The organism is Corynebacterium phocae (assembly GCF_008693075.1).
GTDB lineage: Bacteria > Actinomycetota > Actinomycetes > Mycobacteriales > Mycobacteriaceae > Corynebacterium > Corynebacterium phocae.
The window spans coordinates 51173-67051 of record NZ_VXKJ01000034.1 but is presented as its reverse complement, the minus strand read 5'-3'; the positions used below and the strand labels follow the sequence as shown (position 1 = coordinate 67051).

The 15879-nt window shown below is 61.2% G+C and carries 13 protein-coding genes; 2 read left to right on the top strand and 11 right to left on the bottom strand.

Annotation, left to right across the window (positions count from 1 at the left end):
* The 11 genes from F4V58_RS03785 to F4V58_RS03735 all read right to left on the bottom strand — a co-directional run.
* On the bottom strand, positions 1–1337 hold a 1337-nt coding region (locus tag F4V58_RS03785; protein WP_150385703.1), incomplete at its 3' end, for an FtsW/RodA/SpoVE family cell cycle protein.
* Positions 1337–2887, bottom strand: coding sequence for a UDP-N-acetylmuramoyl-L-alanine--D-glutamate ligase (gene murD, locus F4V58_RS03780; protein WP_075733490.1), 1551 nt, complete (start codon positions 2885–2887; stop codon positions 1337–1339). The genes murD and F4V58_RS03785, both read right to left, overlap by 1 nt.
* 1 nt (position 2888) lies before the next feature.
* Positions 2889–3995, bottom strand: coding sequence for a phospho-N-acetylmuramoyl-pentapeptide-transferase (gene mraY, locus F4V58_RS03775; protein ID WP_075733488.1), 1107 nt, complete (start codon positions 3993–3995; stop codon positions 2889–2891).
* Between the two features lie 46 nt (positions 3996–4041).
* A complete protein-coding gene (locus F4V58_RS03770) occupies positions 4042–5574 on the bottom strand; it encodes a UDP-N-acetylmuramoyl-tripeptide--D-alanyl-D-alanine ligase (RefSeq protein WP_075733486.1) in 1533 nt (510 codons plus the stop codon).
* Between the two features lie 3 nt (positions 5575–5577).
* Positions 5578–7038: a UDP-N-acetylmuramoyl-L-alanyl-D-glutamate--2,6-diaminopimelate ligase gene (locus F4V58_RS03765; protein ID WP_075733484.1), complete on the bottom strand. Its 1461-nt coding sequence runs from the start codon at positions 7036–7038 to the stop codon at positions 5578–5580.
* A 12-nt stretch (positions 7039–7050) separates the two neighbouring features.
* A complete protein-coding gene (locus F4V58_RS03760; RefSeq protein ID WP_075733482.1) occupies positions 7051–8916 on the bottom strand; it encodes a peptidoglycan D,D-transpeptidase FtsI family protein in 1866 nt (621 codons plus the stop codon).
* A gap of 352 nt (positions 8917–9268) precedes the next feature.
* Positions 9269–10048 carry a cell division protein FtsL gene (gene ftsL, locus F4V58_RS03755; RefSeq protein WP_150385702.1) on the bottom strand — a complete coding sequence of 260 codons (780 nt, stop codon included), beginning with the start codon at positions 10046–10048 and terminating at the stop codon, positions 9269–9271.
* Positions 10049–10091: 43 nt separating this feature from the next.
* Positions 10092–11126, bottom strand: a complete 1035-nt coding sequence (gene rsmH / locus F4V58_RS03750; RefSeq protein ID WP_281247320.1) for a 16S rRNA (cytosine(1402)-N(4))-methyltransferase RsmH — start codon at positions 11124–11126, stop codon at positions 10092–10094.
* Between the two features lie 177 nt (positions 11127–11303).
* Positions 11304–11738 carry a division/cell wall cluster transcriptional repressor MraZ gene (mraZ, locus tag F4V58_RS03745; RefSeq protein WP_075733480.1) on the bottom strand — a complete coding sequence of 145 codons (435 nt, stop codon included), beginning with the start codon at positions 11736–11738 and terminating at the stop codon, positions 11304–11306.
* A 1141-nt stretch (positions 11739–12879) separates the two neighbouring features.
* Positions 12880–13296, bottom strand: a complete 417-nt coding sequence (locus F4V58_RS03740; RefSeq protein ID WP_075733476.1) for a DUF3040 domain-containing protein — start codon at positions 13294–13296, stop codon at positions 12880–12882.
* 198 nt (positions 13297–13494) lie between these two features.
* Complete coding sequence (locus F4V58_RS03735; RefSeq protein ID WP_075733474.1) at positions 13495–13923, bottom strand: SAV_6107 family HEPN domain-containing protein; 429 nt, start codon at positions 13921–13923, stop codon at positions 13495–13497.
* Between the two features lie 189 nt (positions 13924–14112).
* On the opposite strand from F4V58_RS03735, the gene F4V58_RS03730 reads away from it, so the two are divergent.
* Together F4V58_RS03730 and F4V58_RS03725 are read left to right on the top strand one after the other, a co-directional pair.
* Positions 14113–14682 carry a GNAT family N-acetyltransferase gene (locus tag F4V58_RS03730; RefSeq protein WP_075733472.1) on the top strand — a complete coding sequence of 190 codons (570 nt, stop codon included), beginning with the start codon at positions 14113–14115 and terminating at the stop codon, positions 14680–14682.
* A gap of 36 nt (positions 14683–14718) precedes the next feature.
* Positions 14719–15822 carry a polyprenyl synthetase family protein gene (locus F4V58_RS03725; RefSeq protein WP_425429751.1) on the top strand — a complete coding sequence of 368 codons (1104 nt, stop codon included), beginning with the start codon at positions 14719–14721 and terminating at the stop codon, positions 15820–15822.
* Positions 15823–15879 lie beyond the last annotated feature (57 nt).

The following is a 15879-nucleotide window of genomic DNA, read 5'->3' as shown; positions in this document are numbered from 1 at the left end:
GGCGGAACCGGTGCCGCGGGCCGCCTCCGCGCAGCCGCAGCGCCGCGTGCGGGCACTTCCGCGTGCCGCTGCTTGCGCGCAGACCTCACTGCCCCGCTGGGGGTGGGCTCGGGGATAACCAGCAGGCGGTCAAACATCGGGCGGCCGTAGTTCTGCATAGCTGAAACTTGCTCGGGTTCGTGGCGGGCCACGCTGCACAGCAGCCCCATTGCACCAATGGTGATGATGGTCGCGGAACCGCCCGAGGAAATCATGGGCAGCTGAATGCCCGTCACAGGCAAGAGACCAATGACGTAGGAGATGTTGACAAAGGCCTGGGACACCACCGCCGCAGTAAGGGTGGCCGCCACAAGCGACTGAAATTGATTTTGGGCGCGCATGGCGGTGCGGATCCCCACCAGCCCCAGCACGGCAAACAGGACGATGACCAGGGACGCACCCCAAAAAGCCAGTTCCTCCCCCACGATGGCAAAAACGAAGTCGTTGCGAACCTCTGGCAGGTAGAACCATTTAGCGCGGGATTGCCCCAGCCCGACGCCGGTTAGGCCACCGTCTGCAAGCGATAAGAAGCCCTGGTAGGTCTGAAAACCGCTGCCTTGGGTGTCCTCGATGTTGCCAGTCAGCGCGTCAAAGTATGTATGGAAACGGTTGGAACGGAAGTCTCCACGGGAGAGCAACAGGTACCCGATGAAGGGTACTAACGCCAACGGGAAGAGCAGGAACTTGAGGCTCAACCCGGCAAAGAGCAACGTGAAGACCACTACCAGAGCGAAGGACACAGCCATGCCCATGTCGTTTTGCAACGCGATGAGGATAAAGAAGAGTGCGGCTATAGCCACATAATGCACGTATGGGTCTTTACACATGGTGTTAACGTTGCGCCACAAACCGGAGGTTGGTGTTTTATTGGCCAGCATGGCGGCACCGCACAGGGCGATGGCCACGCGGGCTATCTCCGAGGGCTGGATGGAAATTGGGCCTAGAACAATCCATGATTGGGAACCTACCTCCGCGCGGCCGGTGCCCAACGGGGTCAACACGAGGATCAGCAGGGACAGGGCCACCAGAACAAACAACCACGTGAATTTCCGGACGACCCGTGGCGGGACGCGCAGCGCGATCCAAAACACCACCAACCCGGCGCAAACCATGACTGTTTGGTGCACGGCTTCCGCCCACACGGAGCCGTCTGCGGAATTAACCAGGGAGGTGGCCATGGTTGCGGAGTAGGCCATGAGCAAGCCTATTCCGATGAGGGCAAAGATCACTATCCGCAAAAGCAGGTAGTCAAAGCCCGGGCGGAGGGCGGTTTTCTTGGAGGTGGTGGCGGTGGTCATTAGCAGTTGGCTCCTTCGCGGGCGAGGCGGGCAAAAAGGTCGCCGCGTACGGCCATTGAGGGGTACATGTCTAACGATGCCGCCGCCGGGGCCAGCAACACCGTGTCACCGTCGGCAGCGTGCCGGCGCGCCGCTTCCACGGCCAGGCTCATGGCGGCTTCCGGGTCGGTGGAGTCGATGACGGTCACCGGCACTTGCGGGGCCAAGCGCGCGAGGGCATCTGCCAGGATTTGGCGGTCCACCCCCAAAAGGACGGCCGCTTTTAGCCTGGCTGCGTGGGCGGAGATGAGGCCTTCGACTTCCGCGCCTTTGAGTTGTCCACCTGCTATCCACACCACGGAATCCAGACCGTCTAGCGCGGCGTCTGCGGCATGGGGGTTGGTGGCCTTGGAGTTATCGACAAAATCTATGCCCGCCTCGGAATGCACTACGGCACCCCGATGCCCCGCTACCCGGTAGGTAGCAAGCCCTGCGGCGATGGCTTCCGGGCACGCCCCCGCCAGCAAAGCGGCCGCAGCGGCGGCGGCGGCGTCGAGCTGACCGGAAACACCGGCGGGTTCAATGCCGGCCACGGGGCACAGCTCCTGGCGGTGGCCACCGATGGTGGAGACCAACTGGCCTGCGTCCACGCCCACGGCCTCGGTTGCGACTGCGGTTGCGGCTGCTGCGGCCCCGGCCTCGGTTGTGGCGGATGCGGCCCCGGACCCGGCCTCGGTTGCGACTGCGGTTGCGGCTGTGGTTGTGGTTGCGACTGTCGTTGCGGTTGCGGCTGTCGTTGCGGCTGCTGCGGGGGGCCCGGCGGTGAAGCTGACCGTGCGCGCGGCAAGGTGGCCGTTGCTACGGAGGGCATCGGCGTACTCGCGCACATGGGCATCATCAGAGCCAATGACGGCGGCGGCCCCGCACAACGCCTTAGCCTTGGCCTCAGCGTAACTGGCAAAGTTGCCATGCCAATCCAGGTGGTCGTCCGCCAAGTTCAGCAGGACGCCCACGTCAGCGGAAAGTTCACTAGACCAGTGGAGCTGGAAGGAAGACAGCTCCGCGACCAGAATATCCACCCGGTCGGTGTGCGCAAGCGCATCAAATACAGACACGCCAATGTTGCCCACGGCCAGGGCGCGCTTGCCGGTACGCGGCGTATCAGCAGCCATGATGGCGGCCAACATGCCGGTGGTTGTGGTCTTGCCGTTGGTCCCGGTCACCACCAACCACGTGCGGGAGGGTCCAAATACTTCCGCACGGTCCAGGCGATAAGCCAATTCCACGTCGCCTATCACCTCCACCCCGGCGGCGCGGGCGGCTAATAGCAGCGGTGAATCCGGCCGCCAGCCCGGTGAGGTGACCACCAGATCAAAGCTGGCCACCTCCGCCGTGGCGTTGGCCACCGGAGTGGTGGCCACGCCGGCGGGCAGGTTGGCGAGGTTTGCGGCGTTGTCATCAGCCACAGTGAGCATGGCTCCAAGCGAGTCCAGCAGTTGCGCGCAGCCGCGCCCGGAAATCCCGGCCCCGGCTATGAGGATCTGTCCTTGAAATTGTGGAGGGAGCAACATCTTAGAGTCCTATCCCGGCGTTGACCAACCAGTCGCCGTAGAAGGCAGCCGTGCCCATCATGGTGGCCATCCCGGCTAGCAGCCAGAAGCGGATAACCACAGAGGTTTCGGGCCAGCCGCCGTTTTCAAAGTGGTGGTGGATGGGAGCCATGCGGAAGAAGCGCTTGCCGGTGGACCGGAACACCACCACCTGGATGACCACGGACGCGGCTTCCACCACGAAAAGCGCGCCGATGACAATCATCAGCAGCTCTGTACGCGAGGCCACAGAAAGCCCCGCCACCAGGCCGCCCAGCGCCAGGGATCCGGTGTCCCCCATGAAGATTTTGGCGGGCGCGGCGTTCCACCACAAAAAGCCCAGGCAGCCGCCCAGGCCGGCGGAGGCCAAGATTGCCAGGTCAAGCGGGTCGCGAACCTCGTAGCACCCGGCGGTGAAGCCCTCCGCGCAAGAATAGCGGAACTGCCAGAAGGTAATGAGCGCATAGGCCCCCATGACAAAAGCAGTGGAACCAGCGGCCAGGCCGTCCAAGCCATCGGTGAGGTTGACCGCGTTGGACCACGCTGCGATGAGGATGTACATGAACAACAAGAACACGGGAATCCCAATGAAGGCAGGGCCGTAGGCGATGTCAAAGAAATCAAAGTCGCGGATGAAAGAAAGGTGCGTCGAGCCTGGGGTGACGCCGTGTTCGTTGGGAAACGCCAGGATGGCCAGGCCAAAGGCCAGGGAAAGAACTAGCTGGCCCACGAGCTTGGCGGTCTTGTTCAGACCCAGGTTGCGCTCGCGAAAGAGCTTGATGAAGTCATCGGCAAAGCCTAATGCCCCCATTCCTAGCGCGAGCCCTAAGACCAAGAATCCGGATACTGAAAACCCTCCGCGGCCGGTCACCATGGCAAAGAGATTGGTGGCAAAGTAAGCCACCACTATTCCGGCAATAATGGCAATCCCGCCCATGGTCGGGGTGCCGCGCTTGCGCAGGTGGGACTTCGGTCCGTCCTCGCGGATTTCCTGACCTTTGCCGGCATCGGAGAAATACCGAATTAGAAAAGGGGTGAGGAAAATGGCTACGAGGAAGCTCAAGACTCCTGAGATGATGATCTGGGTCATTTTCTTTCTTATATTCCTTTGCTGGGGTGTGCTCGTAGCTGGTGGTCTAGTGTTGTATTAATTCTTGCGCCACACGCCATAAGGCCTGGGCATTGGAGGCCTTTGCCAGGATGACGTCCCCCGCCGGGTGGTCCACTCCGGTGGGTGGTGCGGAGATTATTTCCCACACCGCTGATACGGCTTCTTCGGTATCGGATACCACAGTAGTACTTATACCCTGTGTCTTCGCCGCGTGGGCCATCGCCTCGCAATTGGCGTTGTGTCCTACCACCACCAAAAAATCAACGTGGAATTTCAGGAGATCCTCAACCACGGCGGCGTGCGCGGAGGTAGCGTCCGCTCCCAACTCCCCCATCTCCCCCAGCACCGCGATGGCGCGGGCGTCCGGGCGGGCCGCTGAGGTGTATCCCAGCGCAGCAATCGCCGCACTCATGGAATCCGGGTTGGCGTTGTAGGAATCATCGATGATGGTGACGCCGTCAGCACGGGTGTGGACATCCATGCGGTGGGCGGAGGCGTTGGTATGCCCCTCAAGCGCGCTCAGGACCGCGCTAAGCTCTACGCCCGCGGCGCGCGCGGCAGCGATGGCGGCCAGGGCATTGGATACTTGGTGCTGGCCAAAGACCTGCAGTTTAACTTTGTACGTGTGGCCGTCCACGCGCAGGTCAAAGGTGGGGCGCGCGACATCATCGAGCTCGATGTTGCTTGCCACGTAGCGCGCTCGCGGATCCGGCGGAGTGGCGGCGGAGAAAAACTCCACCTTCGCGCGGGTATGCGGCGCCATGGCGGCCACCGCTTCATCATCCGCGTTCAAGATGGCGGTTCCGTGCGCCGGCAGGGCCTCAATGAGCTCGCGCTTGGCCGCGGCAATGTTGGCTTTGCTGCCGAACTCCCCCAGGTGGGCAGTGCCAACGTTGAGCACCACACCAACCTCGGGCGCGGTGATTTCCGTCAGCAGCTTAATGTGCCCCACGTCCCGGGCGGACATTTCCGCCACCAAGAACTGAGTCTGGGTATCGCACCGCAAGGCGGTATAAGGCAACCCGATTTCGTTGTTGAAAGACCCCGGCGGCGCTACGGTTTGCCCGCCAGCGCGCAGCACAGTAGCTATAAGGTCCTTAGTGGAAGTCTTGCCAGCCGATCCGGTCACCCCGATTATGCGCAGACCGTGCTCGCGGTGCAGTCGCTGGGTTACAGCGCGCGCCAAAGCTGAAAGTGCTCGCACGACCGCGGCGGCGGAACCGTCCGCGTCGTGAGCATAGATTTCCGCGTTGGACGCGGCCGGGGCGGCCGTGCCTTCCGGGCCTTCCGGGCCTTCCGGGCCTTCCGGGGTCACCACGATGGCAGGCACACCCACCGGACGCGCGGCCAGCACCGCCACCGCGCCCTGCTCGATGGCCTGGGCCGCGAAGTCGTGGCCGTCTACTTTGGCGCCGGGAATGGCCACAAACAGCGCGCCGGGACCAAGCTTCCGGGAGTCAAACTCCACAGACCCCGTCACGGGTTGTTCTGGGTCAGCAACCTGGTCCAAATAACCGCCGGTTAGCTGCGCAATCTCTTGTAGCGTCAGGTCAATCATGGGTTAAGACTCCTTCGCTGATAGTGCGCGGGCCATCTCTTCGCGGTCGTCGAAGGGCAGGGTTTCGGAGCCGTAAATCTGGCCGACCTCGTGGCCTTTGCCCACCACGATGACGGCGTCCCCGGGCCCGGCCCACGCCACTAGTTCCGCAATGGCCTGAGCGCGGGAGGCGACCTCCACGACCTTGGCTTGGTGCCCGCGCGCGCCGGAGAGTACCTCCGCGCGGATGGCGGCGGGGTCCTCGGTACGCGGGTTGTCATCGGTAACAATGACCAGATCCGCACGCTGTGCGGCGTTAGCGCCCATCACAGCGCGTTTCGCGGAATCCCGGTCCCCGCCGGCACCAACAACGATGCCAATCCGGCCGGTGTCACCCAACTGCTCGCGCAGGGTATCCAAGACGGCGGCAACGGCCGCAGGTTTGTGGGCATAGTCCACCACGGCAATGAAGTCTTGGCCCCGGTCTATCCTTTCCATGCGCCCGGGAACCGCCACGCCTTCCAGGCCGCGGATAAAGCTCTCCCGGTCAGCACCCACCGCGTCCGCCAAGCCAATGGCAAGCGCCGCGTTGGCCACGTTGAAAGGGCCCGGCAGCGGAAGGCGGAACCGCGTATGCCCGTTGAGTTCAACCTCTTGCGCACCAGAAGCCTCCACCGCTACAGTGCGCGCCTGCACATCCGCTGCACCAGTGGTGGCAACGGTGGTAGTTGGGGCCGCCACGGATTGGTGAAGCTTTTGGCCCCATTCATCATCAACGCAGATAACAGCCGCGCGCAGGCCGTGAAACAGCTTTTCCTTCGCGGCAAAGTACTCACCCATCGTGGGGTGGAAGTCCAAGTGGTCCTGGCTTAGGTTGGTAAACCCAGCAACGTCAAACTCCGTTCCCACCACGCGGCCCAGTTCCAGGGCGTGGGAGGACACCTCCATCACCACGTGGGTGACGTTCCGGGATTTCATGGTGGCAAAAAGCTCTTGGAGCCGCGGCGCTTCCGGCGTGGTGAGTTTTGTAGGCACCGGCTCGCGGTTGATCCGGGTTCCGGTGGTGCCAATTAGGCCTACGCAGTGACCCGCCTCAAGCAGACCGGCCTCCACCAGGTAGCTGGTTGTGGTCTTTCCCGAAGTCCCAGTAATTCCAATCACCGTCATATCGCGGGTGGGGTGCCCGTAGACCTCTGCGGCTACCAGCCCCAGGACGGCACGGATGTCCTCCACCTCGATGATGGGGCGGTCAAAGCCGGGAGTTTGTGTGAGGAGGGCGACCCCGGCGGCATCGCTAAGAACGGCTGCTGCGGGGGTGTCTGCGGCAAAGCTCGCTCCGTGTGCGCGCGTGCCCGGCAGAGCCGCGAATAGCCCCGTGGCCGTGACCTCGCGGGAATCCAACGTCACCGAGTCAACCGTGACGGCACCCTCACCGTGGACACGCCCGCCCGCCAACTTGGCTAGCGAAGAAACTGTAAAAGCCATGGAAATCTGCTCCTATTCCGCCCGCAGGACAAGCCGCGGGGCATCAGGTGATGGTGAAATGTTGTCCCGGTCTAGCAGCCACTGCGCGATGTCGCGGAAGACCGGCGCGGCGGACTGGCCGCCCGAACCGTTATCGTTGACACCCGATTGCGGCGCATCCAGCATGATAGAAACCACAAAGCGCGGGTCATCCGCCGGCGCAATACCGGCAAAGGTAATCCAATAACTGGAATTGGAATACGCGCCGTTGATAACCTGCTGGGCCGTTCCCGTCTTACCTGCTAGTTGGTAGCCCTCCAGGCTGGCGTTAGCGGCCGTACCGGACTGCACCCCGGTGGGATCAGATTGGAAAGGGGCGCGGAAAATATCAGTAACGGTACGCGCAGTCTGTTCGCTAACCACCCTGGTAGTCTCCGGGGCATCTGGCGCGATCTCCTCACCACTGGCCAGGATCTTCTTGCTCACGATGCGCGGTTCAATCCGCTCACCGCCATTGGCAATGGTCTGGTAGACACTAGCTAACTGCAACGCGGTCCACGACATGCCCTGCCCAATGGGCAGGTTGGCAAAGGTACCACCCGACCACTGGGTGCGGTCCGGAACAATACCGGCAGACTCGTTGGGCAGCTCAACCCCGGTCACGCGGCCCAGCCCGAAGGCGTCGATATACTTGGCAAACTTGTCCTCCCCCAAGCGCTGGGCCAGCATGAGCGTGCCCACGTTGGAGGACTTACCAAACACACCAGTGGTGGTGTACGGCTCCACGTCGTGTGGCCAGGCATCACGCACGGTCACGCCAGCCATGTCGATGGATCCCGGCACCTGCAGCACCTCATCCGGCGCGGTAAGGCCCTCCTCAATGGTGGCAGCTGCGGTGATGATTTTTGCCACCGAACCGGGTTCAAACGGGTGGGAAACGGAAGGGTTGTCAAAGTGCTTGCCCTGGTCCAACTGGCGTTGGATATTGCCGTTGGGGTCGATGGTTCCGGTGTTGGCCATGGCCAACACCTGTCCGGAGGCAACGTCAAGGACCACGGCTTCGCCAGACTTAGCCTGCGAATTGGCCACGGCCTTCTCCAGCTTCTGCTGGACGAAAGTCTGCAGGTCTAGGTCAAGAGTAAGTTCCAGGCTGTCGCCGTTTTTTACCTGGGTTACGTCTTTGAGCGTTCCGGGGATAAATTGGCCCTCAGTAGAAACTTGCTCGGTGGATTCCCCGTTGCTGCCGCGCATGATGCCATCCCAGTAGGCCTCTAGCCCAAACTGGCCCACACCGTCCATGCCTACTTTGCCCACCAAGTTCTCCGCGATAGCCCCGTTTGGGTACTGGCGAATATCTTGATGGTCCGCAGCCAATCCGTGAAAGGACTGGGAAATTTCCACCGCTACGTCCGGGTCCACGTTGTGAACCAGGTTTTGGTAGGCGGTATCAGACTTTAGTTTGGCCAAGATTTCCTTGGATTCGACGGTCTCAGTTGAAGCCCCGGCCTCCCGCAGCATCCGCGGGATACCCTCCGCGATGTCTTTCAGCCGCGCCTGCACCATCTCGTCCAAGCGGTCGTTAATCTCCTGCTCGCTCAATGAACCGAAATCATCCACGGACTCCACTAACGCGACTTTTTCCTGCTGCCGCAGCTCTTCGCGCAGGCGGGTGGGAGAAGCCGTTAGGGAACGGGCCTGCATGGTGTAGGCCAAGGACTTGCCGGTGCGGTCAACAATCTCACCGCGACGCGCCGGATCCACGTAGACACGGGTCCTTTGGGCCACGGCCTGCTGCGCGAACTCCGGGCCCCACAATATCTGCACCTGGGCCAAGCGCACCACGAGCACAGTGAGAAGAACGCAGACCAGCAAGGCTGCGATACCGAGGCGGGATTTCATAACCTCCCGTTGGGAACGGGCCGGCTTCTTGGGATGCTTGATTCGAGGCCGGGAAGCCGGCGGTGGTGCGGGCACACTCACCGGAGGCGTCCGACGCGGTGGCGCAACAGTGCGACCTTGGCGGGAGGAATCCATTCGAGATACGCCCCGGTACTTACCGGAGCGCGAACCGCCTGAATAGGGCGTTGACACCTGGGAAGTCTCCTCACCTTGCACTAATAAACCATAAAACTTAAAATCCCGGAACCGGGCTCTTGTGAAGATTCTAAGTCCTCCACGACGCTAAGGGCAGTAGCGACTCTGTCAATTACGGCACCGGTGTACGGTACCGCTACCGTTACCGCCTAGGACTCTAGCCGGAATATGGAGCCCGGGCAGGAAGCGCCGCTGCCACTGGGCCCACGCCCGGTGCGGGTGCGGGTGCGTTTTCCACAGCTTGCTGCCCCTGCGGAAGCGGGGCCACGTTGCCCTCAAGGTCGCGGGCGGCCGCCGGGTCACTGGAAGCCTGCCCTGGACGAACCAACTCACCATTGACGTCGATGATGGAATCCATCTCTTGGGTGGCTTCGCGCAAATGGATGAGCTCGCCTTCCGGATTGACCTCCACGATTCCAGCCTGAACCGGCACGCCCATGGATACGCCAACGGCGCGACGGGAGACATCGGCAGCACTACGCGCATTCTCCAAGTCGCGGTGGAGAGTTTCTAGCTGGTTGTCCAGCGTGGCCTCCTGCGAGGAAAGCTGTTGAATGCGAAATGCCTGCGAAGTCGCGCTCCCGGAGAACCACATTGCCATACACACCCCAGCAATTAGCAGCGCAATGGAATAAGCCGAGAGCTTAGTTAGCAGACGAACCTCGCGCGAGGTGGTAACCCGGCGTCCACGTTCGCTAACAACCTGCTTGGATCCAAGCCGCGAGGCCGCAACGCGGTCTTTGTGGCTGCGGATCTGCACCTCCGTCCGGCTGAGCATCCCGGGTGCTAGACGTTTATCACTAGCAGGCCGGGCAGCCTGGCGCGCGGCAAAGTGGTCACGGCTAGTCCGAGTGCGGGTCAGCACCGAAGAATGCTGGCCTGCGGTACGTGGCACATAAGAGTCATTACCGGTCGTGTAGTCCCTGCTTATTGCCATGGTCCTTACGCGGCCTTTCTATCTAGGAGTGGGTGTGAGTCTGTCATGCGGTCTTTATGGGGTCGGGAGCTAAAAACTTGGGCTCGCCGTCTATTCGCTCAAGCGCGCGAACGCGAACCGAAGCGGCCCGAGGATTTTCAGCTATCTCCTCTTGGCTAGCCTTCTCCGCTCCGCGCGTTACCACCTTGAAATGTGCTGCGGTTCCGGGAAGGTCCATGGGCAGTCCGGCAGGAGTGGTAGAGGTGGCAAGCTGCTTGAAGGCACCTTTGACAATCCGGTCTTCCAAGGACTGGTAGCTCATAAACACTGCGCGCCCACCAACTGCCAGAGCGGAGGTGATAACGGGCAGGACTTGTTCGATGGCCTCAAGCTCGCGGTTGACTTCTACGCGCAGCGCCTGAAACGTGCGCTTGGCTGGGTGGCCGCCGGTGCGCCGGGTAGCCGCCGGGATAGTGTCGTAGAGCAGCTCCACCAGGCGGGCGGAATCTACAAAAGGCTCCGCTTCGCGCTCTTTGAGTACGGCTGAGGCGATCTTTCCGGCGAAGCGTTCATCGCCGTAAGTTTTAAGTATGCGGGCCAGGTCCCCATGTGAATAAGTGTTGAGGATATCCGCCGCCGTTAAGTGCTGGGTGGGGTCCATGCGCATATCCAGCGGGGCGTTGGTGCGGTAGGCGAAACCGCGGTCGAGTTGATCCAGCTGCATGGAGGATACACCCAGGTCAAACAGGGCTCCGGCGACGCCGTGCTCACGCGCGGTGGCAAAGATGGGGTCTGTGCCCGTGGCAATCGCGCTACCTACCTCATCGAAACGCGCGTGGACGCCAACAAAGCGGCTACCAAAGCGTTTCAGACGGTCAGTGGCAGATTCCAAGGACGCCAAGTCCCTATCAACGCCAATCAAGCTGGCGTGGGGGAACTTTTCTAGGAAGGACTCCGCGTGCCCGCCAGCCCCGAGGGTGCCGTCCACGATGACGGCGTTAGATCCGGCGGCAGATACGGAGCTGGAAAGGAGTTCGGCCATGCGCGCACGCATCACGGGAACGTGACCGTGGTTTTCTTCCGTGTCGTATCCGGTCACGGGGTTCTCCCTTCCTTGCTGGTTGGTGTGGGCTGGCTTAGTAGTCACAGCCAGATATAAACGAAAGTGCGTATAGAGCCCTGTCCGAGGCAGGTTCTGATATCGGGGAAGTACACCAGAATCATCCACCTCGGGCAGAGTCCGTACACGCACTTACTCTGTTGAGTCTTGTGCCTCCTACAGCAGGCCCATGAGGACGTCGTCCGCATCAGCTGCCGAGTAGGCGTCTTCGGTTTGCGCTTGGTACTCAGCCCACTTGGCTGCGTCCCAAATTTCGAGAAAATCCACCGAACCAATCACTACGCACTCCTTCTTAAGGTCTGCGTATTCACGATGAGCCGCGGACAAAGTGATGCGCCCACTGCCGTCAGGCCGTTGCTCATCCGCACTTGCTGCCAAGTTACGGATAAACGCACGGGCCTCCGGGCTGGTGCGCGAGACCGCCGCGGCCTTACGGGCCCGCTGGGCAAACTCTTCGCGCGGATACACCGCTAGGGAATGGTCTTGCCCCTTGGTCACCATCAACCCGCCCGCTAGTTCATCACGGAACTTCGCTGGGAGGGTCAACCGCCCTTTGTCATCAAGCTTGGGAGTGTAGGTTCCAAGAAACACGTCCGGACCCCACCTTCCTTGTGCTGTGAATGATTGTGATTGAAGCGCCGGTTTTCTCTACTGCTTTTAAATTTTCCGGAAAGAAAAGCTACCCTCTCTTCCACTGCGCCCCACTCTACCCCACTTTGCCCCACAAACTCTAGCTAAGCGCGCATGTTTCATAAGTGTAATTTTTAAAACAGCAGATAGAGGGCAGGAATTTCGGTGGGGAAACTTCCCCTACCCCCCGCCAAAACTATCCCCAATGCGCCACATTTGTACCAGCAACACACCCCAACCCCTTTAAACACCTCCAGCCACAGCAGTAGAATCACGCCCCGTTCCAGGCGCTTTTCACCGGACTGAGCCCAAGCGTGCAATCGGCGAAAATCCGCCGGACTTAACGAAGCCGCCCCGAGTTGGCTCATTTTAGTCAGGTTTCGAGATCTTTTGGATGAGACCGGCTAAGTCTGGCGACTGCGGCGTTAGGCCTACATTTTTTGCTCCTCGATTTGAGATTCTATTGCACATTCCCTCTTTATGGCTCTGACTAGGTGTTTCAGGGATTTCGTGGTGTGACGTCCGGACAAGTTCTCGCGTGTCACCGCAGTCACGCCCACGGGCAGGTGCCCTTGAATAGAGTATGCGCGCGAGGGCAAATTGGGCGGGACTGCAGAGCGAATTTCGCTGTCCGTACTGATTTCTCAAATTAAAAACGCGGCTAGTAATCCTAATGACCTGCTCAGGGGCAATATCTGGCCGCGACGGTTGCGCTGCAACCGCCCAGCCCACTAGCAGCAATACGAATACGGGGCAGTGATACACACAACAGAGTGACTACCCCCATCAGCTACCCGCTTAGTCAGGAAAAGTCACTGGTCCCACACCCGAATCTGCAGGCCACAATGTCAATATTAAATAAGTCACACTGGAATGACCCAAGTCAGGTTAAACACCTCCAGCCACAGCAGTAGAATCACGCCCCGTTCCAGGCGCTTTTCACCGGACTGAGCCCAAGCGTGCAATCGGCGAAAATCCGCCGGACTTAACGAAGCCGCGGCGGGCGGTGCGGGAGTGGGGCAAAGTGGGAGACGGTGGCAAACAAAAATCCGGTCCCGCCTTGATTAAAGGCGGAACCGGATACTAAGTAGCGTAGGTGGGCTTAATTACCCTCAAAGCGACGGCGGAAATTCTCCTCCAATTTAGAACCCGTACTACGACCACGGGAGCCACGCTTGCTAGCGCCGGAAACCCGACGCCGGGAAGGATGAACCGCCCCGGAAGGTTCCGCCGGCGCCGCCGAAGAACCGCGCAACATCCACACACCAGCGCCGAACATCACCAGGAAACCAACCACGGACAACGCTACGAACCACAAAGACTGCTGCGCCAACGCGACGCCGCCAACCATCATGGCCAGGCCCACGACTATTAAAGCGACACCGCGAAGCGTCAAGGTGCCCGACCGGCCACCAAAATTAATGTCCTGCTTCACAGAAGCGCCAAACTTTGGGTCCTCTGCCATCAAGGACTTTTCGATCTCTCGAAGTGTGCGCAGCTCTTGCTCAGAAAGAGACACGGGTTCCTCCCACGCAATTTAGGGTTTATACGGCACCGCCCCACAATAAGGAGGTGCGACTTTCACTTTATACAACGAGACTACAAAGCTTTTAGTTCCCATGCGCGCAATCTAAGCAAAACCCACCCCCACCGATGGCCCGGCGGGGATGGGAATGGGGGCACCGCGGGAATGGCGTCCGGTTAGCATGGCAACCGGTTAGGCAGCAGCGGCCACAAGCTCTGTTCCCTCAGCCGCATAAAGGAAGTCCGCGACAGAAGAGATGAGCGCCATCGCGTTATCTGCAGACACAGAGTCCTCCAGCCCGGAAATAAGGCGCGACCGCAGACGGGAATAGGGGCGGAATAACTCCACCCACTCCCCCGCCGCGCCGCCCACCAAGGACAGGCGGTCCCACGCGCTGGCGGGCAGACGCTTGCGGCGCCCCACCGAGGAATCAGCCACCCACGCACCCGCCGTGCGCAGCGCCGCCTGATAGGCGTATTCCACCGCTTGTTCGAAGTCACCGGCAGCGGCCCGGGAGCGCGCCCGGAGCAAAAGGTCATGCGCCTGGAGTAGGAAGCGGGTGCGCTTTCCGGACAGGGAGTTCCGGCCAAAGGCCGTGGTTGCGGAAATTACTTGAGCCATGATGGCCTTCCTTTCTACTGCGGTGAGTATGGGTGGTGGGTACGGGAAGAACTATAGGTGAGGGTGGGGACGGTGCTGGGATCTAAATTAGTACGTTTGTTCGAGGTTGGCAAGGGGTGTACGCACAAGGGAGGGATTTTTATTGCCATTTGCTAGCCGGGGCCGGAAAAATTTGTTTCGATAGAAGGCGTGACCTTTCATCTGCACCGCCTCAGCCCGGCCGAGTTTTCCCTGTACGCGCCGCAACTCGTGGACGTCTACCTCGCAGCCATGGGCTACAACCCCCAGGTGCGCGCCCACCGGGTCAGCACCTGGCGCCGCGACGTCGTCAGACCTGGGTTCACCGCGGTGATCGCGGAACGCAGAGGGCTTATCGCTGGCGTGGGCTATGGGTTTCTTGGTTCCCCCGATACCTGGTGGGACAGGCACCTGCGCCTGGGCCTGGAGAAGCAGGGCGGCCCCACCGCAGCCCAATGGGAAATGCTGCGCAGCTATTTCGAACTCACCGAAATCCACGTACACCCCAACTTCCAGGGGATGGGCATTGGCCGGGCACTACTCCAGGAGCTGCTGTGGAACATCCCGGCGCGCTACGTCCTGCTGTCCACCCCGGAGGTAAAAGACGAGTCCAACCGCGCCTTTGGGCTTTACCGCTCGGTCGGGTTTTTCGATATCCTCCGTGATTTCACCTACCCCGGGGATGAGCGCCCCTTTGCCGTCTTGGGCGCGGAACTGCCCCTGAAGGCCACACCGCAATAGCCGCGATAGCGCGGGCGGCAAGGTATCGTTAAACGCGTGAAAGATTCTGTGACTTCCCCCCACCGCCCAGGTCTACTCTCAGCACCAGACTTTGCCACCGCCGTCAAGGAGCAATTGGTCAAATATTTTGACTCCCGTCGTTCGGAGGTCTCCGGCATCGGGCAACCGGTGGTGGACAACACCCGTTTCTTGGAGGACTTTGTTCTCAACGGGGGCAAACGGATTCGCCCGCTTTATGCGTGGGCCGGCTTTGTGGGCGCGGGTGGGATGGACACAGACATAAGCCCTGCCGCCATGCTAGAAGTCGCTAGCTCGCTGGAGTTTATCCAAGCCTGTGCGCTCATCCACGACGATATTGTGGACGCCTCGGATACTCGGCGCGGCAACCCCACGGTGCATCGGCAGCTTGAGGCATTCCACCGGGCCCAAGGTTTATCCGGTGACCCCGCACGTTTTGGCCGCTCCGCCGCCATCTTGGTGGGGGATCTTGCCCTAGTGTGGGCAGAGGACATGTTCCAGTCCGCGCAGCTGCCAGCCACCGCGCGCGCTAGGGCGCTAGAGCCGTGGCGGGCCATGCGCACAGAGGTCATCGGCGGGCAACTGCTAGACATCAACCTGGAGGCCTCCGGCGCGGAGTCAATCGAGCTATCGGACGCCGTCAATAGGTTTAAGACCGCCGCCTACACCATCGAACGCCCCCTGCACCTGGGGGCGGCCATTGCCGGCGCGGACCCCGCACTCATCGAGGCCTTCCGGGGCTACGGGCGCGATATCGGCATTGCCTTCCAGCTGCGCGATGATGAATTGGGCGTCTTCGGTGACCCGAAAGTCACCGGAAAGCCCGCCGGGGATGATCTGCGCGAGGGAAAACGCACGGTACTCCTGGCGCTGGCACTCCAGCGCGCGCACCCGGCGGACGCTGCCATCCTGCGCAACCTGGTGGGGGTTACCGATGACCCGGCCGATATCGCCACGATGGCGGAAATAATTGAGACCTCCGGGGCCCGCGCGGAAATGGAACGCCGCATAGACGCACTAACATCTTCCGGCCTGGCCTACCTGCACTCCGCAGGCGTCCAGCCGGAGGTGGCGGACATGCTTGAGAACCTGGCCATCAAAGCCACCGCCCGAAAGAGCTAGCCATGGTGCGAACCCCCGAGGTAAGAACCAGCGTTACCCCCTGGCCCCTTAGACTAG